The organism is Priestia megaterium, assembly GCF_009497655.1.
GTDB lineage: Bacteria > Bacillota > Bacilli > Bacillales > Bacillaceae_H > Priestia > Priestia zanthoxyli.
On sequence record NZ_CP023317.1, the window covers coordinates 3823503 to 3840656 of the forward strand.

General features: G+C 39.7%; 15 protein-coding genes. 3 read left to right on the forward strand and 12 right to left on the reverse strand.

What is annotated here, in order from left to right; genetic code table 11:
• Position 1 precedes the first annotated feature (1 nt).
• The 7 genes from CEQ83_RS19620 to CEQ83_RS19650 form a co-directional block, all read right to left on the reverse strand.
• Entirely contained in the window at positions 2 to 1291 is a 1290-nt protein-coding gene (locus CEQ83_RS19620) for a lysine N(6)-hydroxylase/L-ornithine N(5)-oxygenase family protein (protein ID WP_028415136.1), read from the reverse strand.
• Complete coding sequence (locus CEQ83_RS19625) at positions 1270 to 1863, reverse strand: GNAT family N-acetyltransferase (RefSeq protein WP_028415137.1); 594 nt, start codon at positions 1861 to 1863, stop codon at positions 1270 to 1272. The genes CEQ83_RS19620 and CEQ83_RS19625 overlap by 22 nt, the downstream gene beginning before the upstream one ends.
• Positions 1860 to 3614 (reverse strand): IucA/IucC family protein, encoded by a 1755-nt coding sequence (locus tag CEQ83_RS19630; protein ID WP_028415138.1) that lies wholly within the window; start codon positions 3612 to 3614, stop codon positions 1860 to 1862. Before CEQ83_RS19630 ends, CEQ83_RS19625 begins: the two co-directional genes overlap by 4 nt.
• Positions 3592 to 5112 carry a pyridoxal phosphate-dependent decarboxylase family protein gene (locus CEQ83_RS19635; protein WP_099331243.1) on the reverse strand — a complete coding sequence of 507 codons (1521 nt, stop codon included), beginning with the start codon at positions 5110 to 5112 and terminating at the stop codon, positions 3592 to 3594. The genes CEQ83_RS19630 and CEQ83_RS19635 overlap by 23 nt, the downstream gene beginning before the upstream one ends.
• Position 5113: 1 nt before the next feature.
• Positions 5114 to 6478, reverse strand: coding sequence for an aspartate aminotransferase family protein (locus tag CEQ83_RS19640; protein WP_099331244.1), 1365 nt, complete (start codon positions 6476 to 6478; stop codon positions 5114 to 5116).
• A gap of 262 nt (positions 6479 to 6740) precedes the next feature.
• Complete coding sequence (locus tag CEQ83_RS19645; protein WP_014458532.1) at positions 6741 to 7433, reverse strand: copper homeostasis protein CutC; 693 nt, start codon at positions 7431 to 7433, stop codon at positions 6741 to 6743.
• A 251-nt stretch (positions 7434 to 7684) separates the two neighbouring features.
• Complete coding sequence (locus CEQ83_RS19650) at positions 7685 to 8521, reverse strand: polyadenylate binding domain-containing protein (protein ID WP_155010515.1); 837 nt, start codon at positions 8519 to 8521, stop codon at positions 7685 to 7687.
• A 165-nt stretch (positions 8522 to 8686) separates the two neighbouring features.
• Between CEQ83_RS19650 and CEQ83_RS19655 the strand changes: the two genes are divergently transcribed.
• Positions 8687 to 10114: a cryptochrome/photolyase family protein gene (locus CEQ83_RS19655; protein WP_154973162.1), complete on the forward strand. Its 1428-nt coding sequence runs from the start codon at positions 8687 to 8689 to the stop codon at positions 10112 to 10114.
• A gap of 239 nt (positions 10115 to 10353) precedes the next feature.
• The gene (locus CEQ83_RS19660; RefSeq protein ID WP_028411354.1) at positions 10354 to 11559 is read left to right on the forward strand and encodes an ATP-binding protein; all 1206 of its coding nucleotides are present in this window, start codon (positions 10354 to 10356) and stop codon (positions 11557 to 11559) included.
• A gap of 36 nt (positions 11560 to 11595) precedes the next feature.
• On the opposite strand, the gene CEQ83_RS19665 is transcribed toward CEQ83_RS19660, so the two are convergent.
• On the reverse strand, positions 11596 to 12081 hold the full coding sequence (locus CEQ83_RS19665; protein WP_028411355.1) for a metal-dependent hydrolase: 486 nt from the start codon (positions 12079 to 12081) through the stop codon (positions 11596 to 11598).
• 116 nt (positions 12082 to 12197) lie between these two features.
• Positions 12198 to 12365 carry a hypothetical protein gene (locus CEQ83_RS27260; protein ID WP_165573659.1) on the reverse strand — a complete coding sequence of 56 codons (168 nt, stop codon included), beginning with the start codon at positions 12363 to 12365 and terminating at the stop codon, positions 12198 to 12200.
• Between the two features lie 124 nt (positions 12366 to 12489).
• On the opposite strand from CEQ83_RS27260, the gene CEQ83_RS19670 reads away from it, so the two are divergent.
• The gene (locus CEQ83_RS19670; RefSeq protein WP_028411356.1) at positions 12490 to 12732 is read left to right on the forward strand and encodes a hypothetical protein; all 243 of its coding nucleotides are present in this window, start codon (positions 12490 to 12492) and stop codon (positions 12730 to 12732) included.
• 36 nt (positions 12733 to 12768) lie between these two features.
• On the opposite strand, the gene CEQ83_RS19675 is transcribed toward CEQ83_RS19670, so the two are convergent.
• The 3 genes from CEQ83_RS19675 to gabT all read right to left on the reverse strand — a co-directional run bounded on the left by CEQ83_RS19675 (position 12769) and on the right by gabT (position 17099).
• Entirely contained in the window at positions 12769 to 14193 is a 1425-nt protein-coding gene (locus CEQ83_RS19675; RefSeq protein ID WP_028411357.1) for an NAD-dependent succinate-semialdehyde dehydrogenase, read from the reverse strand.
• A 31-nt stretch (positions 14194 to 14224) separates the two neighbouring features.
• Positions 14225 to 15595 (reverse strand): sigma-54 interaction domain-containing protein, encoded by a 1371-nt coding sequence (locus tag CEQ83_RS19680; RefSeq protein WP_155017476.1) that lies wholly within the window; start codon positions 15593 to 15595, stop codon positions 14225 to 14227.
• Between the two features lie 148 nt (positions 15596 to 15743).
• Positions 15744 to 17099 (reverse strand): 4-aminobutyrate--2-oxoglutarate transaminase, encoded by a 1356-nt coding sequence (gene gabT / locus CEQ83_RS19685; protein WP_028411359.1) that lies wholly within the window; start codon positions 17097 to 17099, stop codon positions 15744 to 15746.
• Between the last annotated feature and the right edge of the window lie 55 nt (positions 17100 to 17154).

Sequence of the window (17154 nt, forward strand, 5' to 3'; positions counted from 1 at the left end):
CTTAAAATCCGAACTTTTGGAAAACAGTATTTTTATATATTTTGTACACGCTTTTGCCTGCAATTTGGTTAATCAAAACAGCATTGCGATAAGCGCCTAAACCTAAGTCCGGTGCTCCAACTCCGTGTGTATGAAGCTCTCCGTTTTGCACAAATAGCGGGGCTCCTTTCTTCTTCATCTCAACTTGATAGCGTTCGTTAATTTTCAGCTGGCCTTTTTCATCGAATAGTACATGTTCTTTTAAACCTTCCATAAAAGCAGGCTCTTTTGCATGATAGCCAGTAGCCATAATGACAATTTCACTTTCTTCTTTTTCAAATGAGTCCTGCTCGTATTGGTGAAGAGTCAGAAGATGTGTATCGTTTATCTTTTCAACGCCTGCAAGTTCCGTAAGCGCGCGCATCGTTAGAGGCACTTCTTTTCCTCCAATTGTTCGTTCGTAAATCAAATCATAAATATTCCCGATTGTTTCAAAGCTTATTCCTTTATAGAGGAGAGCTTGATTTCGTAAAACGCTCTCTTTTTTCTCTTCGGGCAATCTGTAAAAATAGCGGGTATAATCCGGTGAAAAATGTTCAAGGCCAAGCTTTGAATATTCCATTGGATAAAAACCTTTTGAGCGCGTATACCAATTCAGCTTATACTCAAACTCAGGCTGCTGTTGAAGTAAATCATAGACAATTTCAGCTGCACTTTGACCAGAGCCAATTACGGTTATGCTTTTAGCCTGCAGCGTTTGCTGACGCTTCATTTTGTAATGAGCGGAGTGATAAAACGTATCGCTTGCCACTGTTTGAAAGTCTCTTGGCACTACGGGCTGCGTACCTACTCCAGTAACAAGATGATAGCTGTAATAGGTATAAAGCTTTCCTTCTTTTTCAACTGTTACTTCGTAGTAAGGCTTAGCGTCTTCATGCATTTTTACTTCTTTTACTGTGCTGTTAAATTCAAGCCCACTCAGCTGGCTCGCTACCCAGCGGCAATAGTGATTGTATTCATTTCTCGGAATATGAAACTTTTCAAAGAAATAAAACTGATACAAGCGCTCATGCTCATGCAAATAATTTAAGAACGTGTATGGACTCTTCGGATCCACCATCGTGACCACATCTGCCATAAACGGCACTTGAAGTGTTGTCCCTTCTAAAAGCATTCCTGGATGCCAATTAAACTCATCCTTTTGTTCAAAACATTTATATGTACAATCTTTTTTATCAATTAAAGCGGCTAATCCTAAATTAAATGGACCAACTCCTACTCCAATTACGTCTAAAATGTCCCGTTGTTCCATTCGCTCCACCTTCTTTCAAATACTTCTCTTTCACATTTCATCAGTACACCCGTTTTATCAGGCAGCGACACTTCTTTCATGAATTGAAACCCGCATTTTTTAAATACTGCAATCATTTTTTCATTTCGTCTATCTGGCTCCGCTATTACTTTAGCAGTGTCTGCTACGTTAAACTTATGCTTTAGCAAACTAAGAAGGAGCGGATAAATATAGCCTTTTCCTAAAAAAGCAGGTTCTCCAATCAATAAATGAATTCCTTGATCTCCTTTTTCATAAGGATAATAGTTACTGATTATGTCACCTTCAACCATATAAGATTCCCAATAGCTCATAGGTACACCATCAATTTCTCCGATTAGCAGCTTTTGATGAGAATCAGCTAGAAATGTTTTTAAATGCTGCTCGTACGCCTGTTTTGAAATATTTAAATTCCAATACGGAATAACATGCGGTTCATGCATCCACTTGTACAGCCGTTCGAAATCTTTTGCAAAAGAAACAGAGCGAAAGGTAATGCTCTGCTCCTTTTGCTGAATCATAAATGGATACTGCGTTTGCAAGGCTGATTTCATACACGTACACCTGCAGATTCGAACAATGGATTCTCGACATTTACATAAACAGACTGTGTTTCAAGAGATCCTACCAGCTCATCCATATCATGAACGCGCGTTAAGAAGTTGGCTTTGCAAGGAAGCACTTTCTCTTCTAACATTGATGAAACAAGCCCTGTATGATCATTTTCTTTGTACATCTCGATCTCTTGTCGCAAAATCAATAGCAGATCTGATTCTTGAGCGAGGCCAGCTGCACCAAAAGCGTTAACTAATCCTAAAATATGATTAAAAAATACGTAATAACGAAATCTTTCTTCTGCTACAGCGTCATCACAGACCGTATCGCTTTCTCCGTTTAAGGAAGGAAGCAGCTTGCGAAGCTCTTGTTCCTTTGATTTCATAAAGTAATAGCCTTGGTTATCGCGGTAGTAAAACACCGATGGATATCCGTTTTCATCAAGTTTAATAACGGAGTTTTGCTGATGAGCTTCCAGCGCAATTCCTTTTTGAGTGTAAAGCCACATCATAGGATGAAAAGATACGTCTAAATAGCGTTTAAACCAGCGCTTGCTTACATCTTCAGTCGTGCTATTTTCACTTGCAGCAATGTGATGAATAATATTTTCAATTTGAGAAGCTTCTCCAAACACATGATCTTGACACAAACTGGCTAGAAGTGTTGTACGATCCCCTTGCTTACCTTGAAAAGGATTGCTTCGAATCATAACTTCAAATCCAAGCTCCTTTTCTCCAAGCGTGATGTAAGCAGGGTCTTCAATTACTTGAAAAGCCGGATGATTTTCGTGAAGCTCCGCCTGTAATCCCTTTTGCAATAAACGGCTAACTTCTACCCCTCTGCTTAATTCTTTGCGTTTGTTCACTCTCAGTGAATTAGTGATTTTTACCGGAATGGAAAATTTATACATCACATCTGCATTGTTACTGTATACGGTTCGAACAGACGAAGTCGGATAAAACGGCTGACCGTGTGGCCCTAGATAAGCAAGCCTGCCTTTTTGAATCCATTGGCACACTTCTTCTTTTCCTAAAAGATAACGAGCTTGTAGCGGATGCATAGGTATAAGTGAATAATCGTCCGCTTGGCAATAAGACTGTATGAATTCTTCAGAAACCGTCTTATCTTTTTTCAGCTGCTCTTTAATAAGCTGTGAAGCGGTTTGATTTCCAGCGGACTGTTCTGCAACGAGAGATGCATGCGCTTTAAAATAATGAAGCTGAAATTCCCCGTTCACTTCAGGTCCAAATACCTCTTCTTCTTCAGGTAATATCCCTTGGCGGCTTTTAGGTGTTGGATGCAGCTGGTGCCCAATAAGCAGGGACTGTTCAGATTCTAAGAACGTTTTGTCCCATTTATAGCACGTTTCTAACTCTTTCTGCCTTTTTTCAATGAATAATTTCATATTTTCATAGCTTAATAGAACACGTATAATTAGCTCATTTACTTGTACTAAATGATCCGTTACTTCTTTTAAAAGAAAGGCCAAAAGAGTGACGATATCTAACTCCTTAATCTCCTCTTGCTGAATACGATAAGAAAAGTTTGAAAAGAACAAGTGACGTCCGGTGGCTGAGCGGTACTTTACTGGAAAGTAAAGAGTTACCGGCTGTTTTTCTAGTCTAAGAACGAGCGTTTCCTCACTTTTTATTTCTGAAACGGACTGCCATACTCCCTTACCTGTCTCTCGAATATAGCAATTAATAATGTTTTGCATCGTAATAAAATTAGCCGATAACTGAGCGTTCACGTAATCGCTCCTCCTTTTTCTCCAACTGTTTGCCTAAAGCAACAACTTCCTCTAAATGAGTGACAACAGAATCAAATGTAATCATAGGATTTAACATCGTTAGTTTTAAATAGACTCGTTCTTTATGCTTTGTTTTTGCCATGATAAACGTGCCTTTTTCGTATAAGTGCTGCTGAATAAGCTGATTCAACCTATTTTCATAATGCTGCTGCTTTTGACAATCACTATATAAAATATCTGGTACATAGCGAAAGACAACCGCGTTCATATAAGGGTCATTTAACACTTCTACATTCCTTTGTTTTTGTAAGTAGTCAGCTGTTTGCTTAGCAGTTTCAATCGTGTGGTCAACCATTTCTCCGTATTCATTTGCACCTACTGCACCGAAAGTAAGCCAGAGCTTCAAGGCGTCAAACCGCTTTGTCGTTTGAATGCTGCGGTCTACTAAGTGCACATGCTCATCTTCTTCAGGATTTAAATAATCTGCATGAAGCTGAATGTGTTTAAACATAGCTGAATTTTTCAGCAAAAATGCTCCGCAGCTTACAGGCTGATAAAACCATTTATGAAAATCCATCGTAATAGAATCTGCTCGTTCAAGAGCTTTTAAGCGTTCACGATATTTATGCGAAAATAGCAGCGCTCCTCCATAAGCGGCGTCAGCATGGAGCCAGAGCCCTTCTTTTTTAGCAAGCTCACTTATTTCAAAAAGAGGATCTACGCTCCCAAAATCTGTTGTACCTGCCGTTGCTACAATAGCAAAGGGAAGGTTGCCCTGAGCTTTCACTTCCTGTATTGCTTCTTCTAAGCTTTTTATATCCATTTCATGCTGCTCATTGCACTTTACACTCACCACTGCACGCATGCCCAGCCCAAGCTGAGCTGCAGATTGTTGCACCGTAAAGTGCGCTTTTTCCGAGCAGAAAATCCGCAGTTTTTTAGCTTGGAACGGTAAGCCTTCTTTACTAACATCCATTGAAAAGGCAGAATGGCAATATTCATTACGAGCAAGCAGGAGTCCCATATAATTTGACTGCGTCCCTCCGCTTGTAAAAATGCCTGAAGATGAGCTTGGATAACCAATTTGTTGTGTTAACTCATCAATCACTTTATCTTCTATATACGTAGCTGCCGGACTTTGATCCCACGAGTCCATAGATTGATTCAAAGCAGAAATCATCACTTCCGCAGCAAGAGCCGGTATAATCGGAGGGCAATGCAAGTGCGCCATTGCTCCGGGATGCGAAATATGAAGCGAATGATTCATCACTACTGCTTGTACGTTATCAAATAAATCTTCTAGCGGCTGTTCGTGCTTGCTAAAATAGACAGAACGATTGACTAAGTTTGACAGCTCTTCAACGTCGATGTGAGTATAAGCGGACTTTAATTCATAGTAGTGACGTTTGATCATCTCAGTCATTCCGCCTATCATCGCTTCATAATTCTCGAGGCTTTCCTTTGTTGATGATAAAAACCACTTTTCAAACGGTGCCATTCTATTTATTCACCCACTTCTCTTCTGCTGCTTTTACCGCTTCTTCAAATTTCGTTAATATTTCATCCGTTTGTTGTTTTGTTAAAATTAATGGAGGAAGCAAACGAATAACAGCACCATGCCTTCCACCGACTTCTAAAATGACGCCTCTGTCAAAACATTCTTTTTGAATCAGCTTAGCTAACTCACCGTTTGCAGGATGACTGCCGATTTTATTAGCCGGCTTTGTCGCGTCGATGATTTCAACACCCAGCATCAAACCTCTTCCGCGTACATCCCCAATCGACAATACTTGCTTTTGAATATGTCTTAGCTGGCTTTGAATGTAGGCTCCCAACTCGTGAGCATGCGCAGGTAAGTTTTCTTGTTTTATAAATTGCAGAGTAGCCCGTCCTGTAGCCATTGCAAGCTGATTTCCTCTAAAGGTGCCGATATGTGCACCTGCTTCCCATTGATCAAGCCTTTTATCATACAGAACAACGGATAATGGAAGGCTTCCTCCAATTGCTTTAGACAGTACTAATACATCCGGTTCGATATCAGCGTGCTCAAATGCATACAGTTTTCCTGTTCGTCCAATTCCAGTTTGAACTTCATCCACAATAAGCGGAATATCTCGTTCTTTTGTAATTCGGCGAAGCTCTTTTAACCACGGAATCGGTGCTGGAACAGAACCTCCTTCTCCTTGTACAATTTCTACTACAACACCCGCTGGAGTCACAATTCCGCTTTCAGGATCATCCAGCATATTTTCAATATATGTACTAATATACGTGTGTCCTTCAGCACCTACGCCAAAAGGGCAGCGATATTCATATGGGTAGGGTAAAAAATGTGTATCTGGCACTAGCGCATGAATGTGCTTTTTTGGACTCGTTGTACCGCTGATGCTTAATGTTCCGTGTGTGGAGCCGTGATATCCCCCTTGAAAAGATAAAATCGTTCGGTTGCCTGTTGCTGTTTTCACAAGTTTCAAAGCCGCTTCAATTGCGTCTCCTCCAGTGGGACCGCAAAACTGAATTTTCGCTTTGTTTGCGAAATTTTCCGGCAAACTAGCGAACACTTCATCGATAAAAGCTTCTTTTACAGGCGTTGTTAAATCTAATGTATGTAAAGGAATAGATTTTGCTAAAACGTCTTGAATTGCTTCATGAACTACGTGATGGTTATGACCAAGAGCAAGTGTGCCGGCTCCGGCTAAACAATCAATATACTCTTTTCCATCCATATCCGTGATCACGGCGCCTTTTGCCTGTTTAATCGCAATAGGAAGGCGTCTAGGATAAGATCTTGCATTGGATTCTCGTTCATTTTGCATAGCAAGCAGCATTTCGTTTGATGTAAGTTGTTTCGTTGACGTTGACATATCATATCCTCCTGTTTGTTCGATTGATAATGATTTTCATTAACAATTACAACAATAAATGATAATGATTATCACTGTCAATAATTATTCTGAAAATATGAAATTATTCCTATTTCACTCTACAGTCGGAAAAACGCAGTATTTCTCTTATGTATCAAGGGTTAAAAGAGTTTTATGTTGTTTTCCAATTAGGGAAAACTATGTAATAAGTCCCTTTCTATTTCCAAATAAAAAAGTGCTACAATTTCTTGTAGCACTTCTGTTACTTTTGTTTATTCATCGTCTCTTTTGCAGCTTTTACACTCCTTGGGTCAAGCGGTTTCGTATACTGACAATTTACTCGAACCCCTGAACCAATACGAATTTCTTTCACGGGAGTAACGGATAAGAACGCTTGAAGATTTTCAGGCTTCAGCCCTTTTGTCCCGATTAAAATAATATCTTTATCTTTCATTCTTCTTAACAGCTTTTTAATATGAGGAATACCGTTTAGCGCACTTTTATCCGCTCCCGAAGTCATAACACGCTGAATTTGCTTATAGCTTAAAAGCGTTTCAAGCGCCTTTTCTTGATCACTGATTTCATCAAACGCTAAATGAAACGTTACGTTCATTTCTCCTGCCGCATCCAGCAGTCGCTTTAAAGCTTGCTCATCGATAATTTTGTCTTCTGTTAAACAGCCAATTTCAATTCCATCAATGCCAATTTCTCTTGCATAGTGAATATCTTCAATCATTGTTTGCAAATCATCTTCATCATATTGAAAAGATTGATTATGTGGACGGATCATCACAAATATTGGGATATGTATCGTTTCTTTCACTTTTTTCATCAAACCGTAGCTTGGGGTTAAGCCGCCTTCACCGATTCCAGTTACAAGACTTATACGATCGGCACCATGTTCCTGGGCAACTTTAGCATCATGTAAGGTTGCAGCTGTGACTTCTAATATCATTCTAAAAACACCCTTTCCCCTTTAATATAGAGCTTTTGCCTTCTTTTCCCTGTATTTATACTTAAAAAACTCTACCAAACTCTCTTATGTAAGAAAACACCCAAAAGATGTGATTAATATTTGCAAAAAATTGAATGTCATGGAAAAAGAGTAAGAACTATTCTTTTTCTCATGACGTTTCAATTAATAAAATTCTATATTTATACTAAAGATCCAAAAATACATCCCTTTTATCTAGGGTAAAGGATTTATTAAAAAGAGCGTGGATTTGTTTGTTGCATGAACATCCACTCATTTAAAGAATGAGGCTGCTGATGACCAACGGGTGCTGAGAAATCGCGGCATCCGCAATCATGCATCGGCATTTGACCCATCCCTCCGTGCATTGGCGGCATTCCACCTTGCATCGACATTTGACCCATTCCTCCGTGCATTGGTGGCATTCCACCTTGCATCGGCATTTGACCCATTCCTCCGTGCATTGGCGGCATTCCACCTTGCATCGGCATTTGACCCATTCCTCCGTGCATTGGCGGCATTCCACCTTGCATCGGCATTTGGCCCATTCCTCCGTGCATTGGCGGCATTCCACCTTGCATCGGCATTTGGCACATTCCTCCGTGCATTGGCGGCATTCCACCTTGCATCGGCATTTGGCACATTCCTTCGTGCATTGGCGGCATTCCACCCTGCATCGGCATTTGACCCATCCCTCCGTGCATTGGCGGCATTCCACCCTGCATCGGCATTTGACCCATCCCTCCATGCATTGGCGGCATTCCGTCTTTCATCGGCATTTGATCCATCCCTCCATGCATTGGCGGTAGTTCTCCGTACATTGGCATTTGATTCATGTCTTTTTGCATAGTTGGCATTTGACTCATTCCGCCATGCATCGGCGGCATTCCGTCTTTCATCGGCGGCATTTCTCCGTGCATCGGCATTTGACTTGTGCCTTCTTGTATCGGCATTGCCTGCATTTCCTTTGCAGAAGGCATTGGCGGCATTTTAGCAGGTTTAGGTGCTGCTTGCATATATGGATTGGATATCGGTTGTCCGGTTTGTTTCATTCCATACGAATTTCTCATTTTTAAGGGCTCCTTCCCATTCTCTTACTCTGTTTACGTTATTCTTTTTACAATCAATCTGAAATTCGTCCATACGAAAATAGGCTTTCTACACATTCAAAATTGTAGAACGTATAAGAAAAAAGCTATAATCGAGGCAAATTGCAAATAGAAAGGTGGCACATGATGAAGAAAACCATTATCGTATGGATTCGAAAAGATTTTCGGTTAGTAGATAACCCAGCTCTATTTCACGCAGCGAAAGAAGGAATGGTTGTACCTGTTTATATTCATGATGACGATGAAGAAAGCTCAATGGGAAGTGCAAGTAAATGGTGGCTTCACCATGCGCTAAATGACTTCAAAACTTCGATCGAAAAAATAGAAGGAACGCTGATTATAAAAAAAGGAAACCCTAAAGATGTGTTGCAAAAGTTAATCCATGAAACGAATGCGCAAGATATTTATTGGAACAGACGCTATGAACCACATGCGCTAAAAAGAGATAAAGAGCTTCAAGCTTTTTTTTCAGAGCAACAAATAAATATTCGCACATTTGAGGGATTTCTCCTTCATGAACCTTGGAAAATCAAAAAAGAAAATGGAGATCCTTATAAAGTATTTACAGCTTACTATAAAGCTTCTCAAAAACATGCCGTATCTTCTACTGTAAAAAAAGTTACTTCCATCCACGCCTTTTCTTCATCGATTGAATCTCTTTCAGTCTCAGATCTGGATTTGCTTCCAAGCATACCGTGGGATGAAACGATTAAGTCTACGTGGGACGCTACGGAACAAGGCGCTATTAATAGCTTCAAAACGTTTTTAAAGAATAAGCTGCTGCATTATGAAAAAGGACGAGATTTTCCTGCTGAAGCATTCAATTCATTCCTTTCTCCTTATTTCGCTTCAGGACAGCTCTCAGCTCGCGTTCTTTATCATTATTTAAGAAATAAAGCAGAAAAAGTAAGCTCTAATGCTTTTGAACATCAAGCTGAAATGTTTATTCGCCAACTTGTATGGAGAGATTTTGCTTATCAGCTGCTTTATCATTTCCCACACACTACAAGTGAACCGCTGAATGAAAAATTCAAGCAATTTCAGTGGGCGGACGGCAATGAAGAGCTTCAAGCTTGGAAAAATGGAAAAACCGGCTATCCCCTTGTCGATGCCGGAATGCGGGAGCTGTGGGAAACAGGGTTTATGCACAATCGAGTTCGAATGGTAGCTGCTTCCTTTTTAGTAAAACACCTTTTAATTCATTGGAAACACGGAGCAAATTGGTTTTTTGATACCTTAGTAGACGCAGATTTAGCTAACAACACAATGGGCTGGCAGTGGGTTGCAGGCTCGGGAGCAGACGCCGCGCCATATTTTCGTATCTTTAATCCAACTGCTCAATCAGAAAAATTTGATAAAGAAGGAGAATATATTAAAAAGTGGCTTCCAGAGCTTAGAGATCTGCCTTCCCCCTACATTCATAAACCTTGGGAGGCTCCAGCAGACGTATTAGAAAAAGCAAACGTTACGCTTGATAAAACATATCCCACTCCAATTGTCGATCATAAAGCAGCTAGAGAGCGTGCGCTAGAGCATTATCAAGACATCAAATAAGAGGTATTATTCACCTCTTATTTGATGTCTTAATTTTTTAAATGTGTAAAAATTCCCATTTTTTATCTATTTGCAACTAAAAACATGTATTTGAAATCCCTTTATAGGGTTTTCAAGCCCAATTCCCCTCTCTATAGCACATTTGATTTTTCATATTTTTTCCTATAATTTGAATATATAATAATGATTATATGTGCTTGAGAACTCTCTCACTGCATAGATCTGATTGGAGTGATTCGATGCCCGTTTGTCCTTCTTGTAACTATAAGGAAGATTATAATTTTTGCAGAATGTGCGGCACTCAAGTTCGGCACACCTTCACTAACCAAGAAGATCAGCTTTTTTATCCATTAAAAGATCGAATCATTGCGGATGACAATGAACCAAAGCATCAAGCTATTTTATCTCATACGCATGATTTAGTATGTGCTATTACTGAAGATGGCATTTATGAATACGCTTCTCCTTCTTACGCTAAAACATTAGGGGTTTATCCTGATGAACTTATTGGACAACATGTGCTTATCAATGCGTATCCTGAAGACAAGCACCTAATCTCGACTATTTTAGCTAACATGAGCAAAACAAAAGATGCCTCCACATTTGAATACCGGAAGTTTCACGTGAATGGCACCATCGTTTTATTAGAATGTAAAGGCGCTCCAATTATCACAGCTACTGGAGAAATCGAAGGGTTTGTATTTATCTCACGAGACGTAACAGAGAAAAGACAAGCAGAGAAAAAGATCCAGAATTCAGAAAAACTCTCTGTCATTGGTCACCTTGCTGCAAGTATCGCACACGAGGTTAGAAATCCTTTGACAACCATTAAAGGGTTTATACAACTGTTCAGTGAGACACAGCAGCCGAAAAAAACAATGATTTATCGAGATCTCATTCAGCACGAGCTCTCACAAATTGAACATATTATCGCAGAATTTATGAGTTTAGCTAAACGAGAGTACGCATATACAGAAAGCCTTATTATGACAGACTTGCTAGATGAGGTATTAAAGCAATTTGAACCGGTTACCGAAGTCAAAGACATCCACATCATTCGCCATTATCCAAAAGAATATCCCCTGCTCATTAGTGGGCAAAAAACACAGCTAACCCAAGTATTTATTCATATTATACAAAATGCCATTGATTCTATGGAAAGCGGCGGCAAGCTGGCTGTATCGATTGAAAAATCAGCTAGAGAAACGCTATGCATTGTGATAAAAGATAGCGGATGTGGAATTGACTCAAAGCGTATCCCTCATATAGGAGAGCCTTTTTATACAACAAAAGAACGAGGAATAGGCCTGGGACTAACCATTTGCAACAAAATTATTAACGAGCATAATGGCTTTTTCCACGTATCAAGTGAAGAAAATGACGGCACAAGCATTACCATTACCCTGCCTATGAAAACGCCTGAACTTTATGTGGTAGAAGTGTAAAAGAAGCCATCTAATTTACTCAGATGGCTTCTTTCTTTAAAACAGCTGGGTGTACAGCTGATACTTATAAAGCATATAGAAACTTCCTATCACTGCCAGGTAAAAGATGAGAGTCTCTGCTCCACCACCTGTTTCATATGTTAAAGGAGGCTTAAACTTCTTCTTGCTAAGAGGAGAGAAAAAAGGTACCCCTCGTTTAGAAAAGAAATCTCCAAGAATATGAAAAGCGTACCCATAGGCTATCCCTAATGTAAAATCGTTGTTATACATCGTATGTAAATAAAAAATAAGTCCACTTGCAAGAATAGAATGCGTGATACCTCGGTGTCCAAAAATAGATTTAATGACTTTTGCGAGACCAAGAGATCTTCTACCAATATATGAATTTGGTTCATCTATATCAGGAAGCAGCGCTCCAATCGCAATGCCTACAACATAAGGAAATGTAAACGAAGCTTCTCCTGTTATAGCCACACCGGCACCGGCAGCAATCGATGTTGCAATATGTGTGTGATATCTCAAATATGCCACCTTCTTTCTTTTTCAACTTAAGGCAAGCACCGTAACCAAAATCATACATATGTTCGCCCAACGTTAACTATAAGTGAAGGTGGTAAAAATGTCAAAATAATCTATAGTTATGTAAACTGCATACCGACTAACCCGATAAGCATCACAAGAAAACTAATAAGAGTACCCTTTCCATTTTTCTTTGCTCTTCCATCTTTTTTGACAATGGAATAAATCCACGTACTCGAATACACAGCGAATCCAAGAAAACCAAATAACGTGATATATGTAAACATGCCGAAACTCCTTTGCTTGTCATTACTATTAACTATACGAGATTTTTTCAAAAAAAACAAAGTAGTATGACGGCTTGTTTAATATCTCTTTCTTTTTCTTATACTAAGAAGAGGAGGGATGGCTATGCACCAAAAGCAGTTGGAAGATATATTTGACTTTTATGGACTGAGCGAGGTTTATCGAGGCAAATTTGAAGATGTTGAACACCACTGGTTATTTAAAGACGCCGAACCAACTATACTAGAAGATTTTTTTAATTCTCACGATTGCGAAGACCTTGCATGCTGTACTCTTGAGGAGTTTTGTTTTTTATTCATGAATTTCCAATCAATCCATGCACAAATTCCCCACGTGTACTATTACTAAAAAAGTGATTTCGCAGGAAAGCGAAATCACTTTTTATTAAAAGCCTAAAGAAATATATTTTACTTCTAAATATTCTTCAATTCCGTAATGTCCGCCTTCACGTCCAAGTCCACTTTCTTTAAAGCCGCCAAACGGCGCTTGTGGTGTAGAAGGTAGTCCATCATTTAGCCCTACAATACCATATTCTAAAGCTTCAGCAATACGAATAGCTTCTGAAATATTTTCAGTGAACACATAAGCTGCTAATCCGTAAGGCGAGTTATTTGCACGGCGAATAACTTCTTCTTCTGTTTGATACGTTGCAATTGGAGCAATTGGTCCGAATGTTTCTTCGTACATACAAAGCATGTCATCCGTTGCACCATCTACAACCGTAGGCTCAACAAAAAGTCCGCTTCCCTCTTCGCGTACAGCCCCTCCAGTCAAGACGTTTCCACCCTTTGCTACAACATCATCTAAGTGGCGCTTTACTTTTTCTAACGCTTTTTCATCGATTAAAGGTCCGATATCCGTACCTTCTTCTAAGCCGTTTCCGACTTTCAGCTGACTAACAGCTGCTGCAAACTGCTCTGCGAACGGTTTAGCAATAGACTCGTGCACGTAGATGCGGTTTGTACATACGCATGTTTGACCAGCGTTACGGAATTTAGAAGCAATTGCATTTGTTACTGCTTTATCTAAATCAGCATTTGCTGTTACGATAAACGGAGCGTGTCCTCCTAATTCTAAAGACACTTTTTTAACCGTATCAGCTGCTCCGCGCATTAATAGTTTACCTACTTCTGTAGAGCCCGTAAACGATAGTTTGCGTACGCGTCCATCTTGCAGCCACGCTTCTCCAATTGCTTTTGCATCTCCTGTAACTACATTCATTACCCCTTTTGGAATACCTGCTTCCTGCGCCAGCTCTGCTAGACGAAGAGCCGTTAGTGGCGTTTGTTCTGCCGGTTTAATAACCGCTGTACATCCAGCTGCTAAAGCTGGCGCTACTTTACGCGTAATCATAGCTGCTGGGAAGTTCCAAGGTGTAATAGCTGCCATAACTCCCACAGGCTGCTTATGAGCAAATAATCGTTTATTAGGAGAAGAAGCTGGAATTGTTTCTCCGTAAATGCGTTTTCCTTCTTCTGCGTACCATGAAACGAATCCGTTGGCATAGCCAATTTCACCTTTTGCTTCTTTAAGAGGCTTACCTTGCTCGACTGTCATGATTTCAGCAAGTTCATCGGTGTGTTCTTCGATCAGCTGATGCCATTTAAATAATAATTTACCGCGCTCTTCTGCTGTTTTTTTAGACCATGTTTGAAACGCTTCATAGGCAGCATCTGCTGCTAGCTTTGCTTCTTTTTCTCCGCCTTTTGCAACGGTAGCTACTACTTCATTTGTTGCTGGATTTACCACTTCGTATGTATCATTTGCTGAAACAAATTCTCCGTTAATATATAAGTTTGCTTGCTTCATATTTCTTCACTCCCTGCTTAAATTTATCTACTCACTGTTCGGTACTGTCCGACACATATTTTCGAATTTTACGGCTCGCTTGTGATTGACTAATACCAAGCTGTTCGGCTACTTTGTAAGATGACCTATGCTGTTCAAACGCCTTGATGACCATTTCTTTTTCCACATGTTCAATCATTTCAGGAAGCGTATGCACAGGTGGATCGATAGCAAACTCTTTTGCAAATGGCAAGTCTTTAAGCGTAATCATTTCTTCTCCTATAACAACCAGACGCTCAATGATATTTTCCACTTCACGAACGTTTCCTTTCCATTCCTGCCCTAAAAATGCATCTAATGCCTTTGGTGATAAGCGTACATTACGTTCGTATACCGTATTAAAATGATGAAGAAACTGATAGACAAGAGGCAGAATATCTTCTTTTCGCTCTCGTAAAGGTGGGATCGTAATTGGCACCACGTTAAGTCGATAGTACAAATCACGTCTAAACTTTCCTTCTTCGACCATTTGCTCCAGATTTTGATTCGTAGCAGCAATAATTCGTACGTCTATTGATACTGCTCTTGTTGAGCCCACGGGACGAATTGTACGGTCTTGCAGTACATGGAGCAACTTACTTTGTGCTGAAAGAGAAAGTTCACCAATCTCATCTAGAAAAAGCGTGCCTTCGTTCGAAAGCTCAATGATCCCTTTTTTCCCTTCGCGAAATGCTCCAGTGAACGTACCGCCTTCATAGCCAAATAGCTCTGACTCAATAAGCTGTTCAGGAAGCGCTGCACAATTAAGCTCATGATACGGCTGCTGTTTTCTTGTACTAAGCTGATGAAGCAGTTTTGCTACTCTGCTTTTTCCTACCCCTGTTTCTCCAAGTAAGAGAACGGTTGTATTTACAGAAGCAACTCGTTGAATGGTTGAAAAAACTTTTTTCATCGCTTCGCTTTTTGTTACGATTCCTTCTAAATCTACGGATTCGTTTAACTCTTTTTTATAGTTTTCAAGCTGTTCTTCCATCTCTTCTACTTTTCGTTTTAATTCCATTAAGTCTGTGAGATCTCGAGAATAGCTAATAACACTTTTCAATTGCCCGTCATTAGTAAATACTGGCCTAGTCCGCACATGAAGATATCGGCCTGAGTTTGTTTTTTGAACCAATTCAATTGCTTGATTAGATTCAATCACCTTTAACGTGGCCGAAGGATAAAAGATGCCCATTTCCTGAAGTTCTTTTACGTGCTTTCCAATAAAATCTTCCACTTTCAAAGCATAATTTTTTTCACACTCTGAATTTACAACTAATACATACCCATTTGCATCAGTTACAAAGATTTCATCAAATGATGACTCAAATATATCGTAAAGTTCGTCGTTAATTTGCTGAATCTGCTTTTTATGAATGGTCATTTGAATCACCTTTTCGTCAAAAAATAATTATTATTTTATTTTATCAGAAAATGAAAAATCTATAAATAGAGTGTCCAAACATATCCATTCTTTGTGATTCATGAAGAATGAGTGAAGAGTTCTCTCTTCACTCATTCCTCAATTTCTCTTATACTTCAACCGTTTGCTGCACGCTTGCTTCTAGTGCTGCTTCAAAAATAGCTAAGCCTTCTTCTAGCTGCTCATCTGTAATAACAATCGGCATTAAGATACGAAGAACGTTTCCGAATACTCCCGCGCTAAGCAGTAATAATCCACGTTTGTTTGCTTCTTTTACGATGCGCTGTGTAAGCTCTTTATCCGCTTCTTTTGTTTCGCGGTCTTTCACAAGCTCGATAGCAGACATAGCTCCTAATCCGCGGATATCACCGATACAGTCATATTTTTCTGCTAATTTTTCAAATCGTGATGTTACCACTTTTCCAAGGTACTCACCGCGTTCATTTAGCTTTTCTTCTTCAATGATATCAAGTACAGCTAAAGCCGCTTCACATCCAAGAGGGCTTCCGCAGTACGTTCCGCCAAGCTCACCAGGATTAGATTCATCCATGATTTCAGCGCGGCCGATGACACCACTAATCGGTACACCAGCTCCTAGTGATTTAGATACTGTAATTAAATCTGGTGCAACGTCAAAGTGTTCAATACCGAAGTAGCGTCCCGTACGTGCAAAACCAGCTTGAATTTCATCTGATACAAATAAAATTCCGTGCTCTTTACATAATTGATACACTTCTTGCACAAAACGTTTACCTGGAACAATGAAACCACCTTCGCCTTGAATTGGCTCCATTACAACAGCTGCAATCGTTTCTGGTGCTACTTCTGTATTTAAGAAGTTTTTGAATTCAGTGATCATAAACTCTTCGTATGCTTCAACTGATAATCCTTGTGGGCGGCGATACTCATAAGGATATGGAGCTTTGTATACTTCAGGAGCAAACGGTCCAAATTCATATTTATATGGCTTTACTTTACTTGTCATTGTCATTGTCATTAATGTACGGCCGTGGAAACCGCGGTTAAATGAAATAATTCCTTGACGCTTTGTATATTTACGAGCAATTTTCACTGCATTTTCTACAGCTTCTGCTCCGCTATTTAAAAGTAATACTTTCTTGTCAAATTCACCAGGAGCAATTGCTGCTAGTCTTTCTGCAAGCTCTACATATGACTCATACATCATGACATTAAATCCTGTGTGAATAAAACGGTCTACTTGCTTGTGAAGCGCTTCTTTCACTTTTGGATGACTATGACCTACATTGATTGTGCCAATTGCCCCTACGAAATCAATAAACGTATTGCCATCGACATCTTTAACGATCGCCCCTTCAGCCGTATCAGCAAATGTCGGAATGCCATAACTTACACCTTTCGGAATGGCACGGTGTCTTCTATCTAATAATTGCTTTGCATTTTCTCCCGGTAAATTTGTTGCTACTTTGCTAAAAGTTTGACTCATTTTTTATCTTCCTCTCATATTAAATAATTCTTCAATTAGTTTATATGCAAAAAAC

Excerpts from the sequence above, each read along its gene's own strand:
- CEQ83_RS19675 (WP_028411357.1), bottom strand. The coding sequence starts at position 14,193 with ATGAAGCAAGCAAACTTATATATTAACGGAGAATTTGTTTCAGCAAAT.
- CEQ83_RS19645 (WP_014458532.1), bottom strand. The coding sequence starts at position 7,433 with ATGATATTAGAAGTCACAGCTGCAACCTTACATGATGCTAAAGTTGCC.
- CEQ83_RS19650 (WP_155010515.1), bottom strand. The coding sequence starts at position 8,521 with ATGAGAAATTCGTATGGAATGAAACAAACCGGACAACCGATATCCAAT.
- CEQ83_RS19635 (WP_099331243.1), bottom strand. The coding sequence starts at position 5,112 with ATGGCACCGTTTGAAAAGTGGTTTTTATCATCAACAAAGGAAAGCCTC.
- CEQ83_RS27260 (WP_165573659.1), bottom strand. The coding sequence starts at position 12,365 with ATGTTTACATATATCACGTTATTTGGTTTTCTTGGATTCGCTGTGTAT.
- CEQ83_RS19660 (WP_028411354.1), top strand. The coding sequence starts at position 10,354 with ATGCCCGTTTGTCCTTCTTGTAACTATAAGGAAGATTATAATTTTTGC.
- CEQ83_RS19620 (WP_028415136.1), bottom strand. The coding sequence starts at position 1,291 with ATGGAACAACGGGACATTTTAGACGTAATTGGAGTAGGAGTTGGTCCA.
- CEQ83_RS19640 (WP_099331244.1), bottom strand. The coding sequence starts at position 6,478 with ATGTCAACGTCAACGAAACAACTTACATCAAACGAAATGCTGCTTGCT.
- CEQ83_RS19680 (WP_155017476.1), bottom strand. The coding sequence starts at position 15,595 with ATGACCATTCATAAAAAGCAGATTCAGCAAATTAACGACGAACTTTAC.
- gabT (WP_028411359.1), bottom strand. The coding sequence starts at position 17,099 with ATGAGTCAAACTTTTAGCAAAGTAGCAACAAATTTACCGGGAGAAAAT.
- CEQ83_RS19625 (WP_028415137.1), bottom strand. The coding sequence starts at position 1,863 with ATGAAATCAGCCTTGCAAACGCAGTATCCATTTATGATTCAGCAAAAG.
- CEQ83_RS19670 (WP_028411356.1), top strand. The coding sequence starts at position 12,490 with ATGCACCAAAAGCAGTTGGAAGATATATTTGACTTTTATGGACTGAGC.
- CEQ83_RS19655 (WP_154973162.1), top strand. The coding sequence starts at position 8,687 with ATGAAGAAAACCATTATCGTATGGATTCGAAAAGATTTTCGGTTAGTA.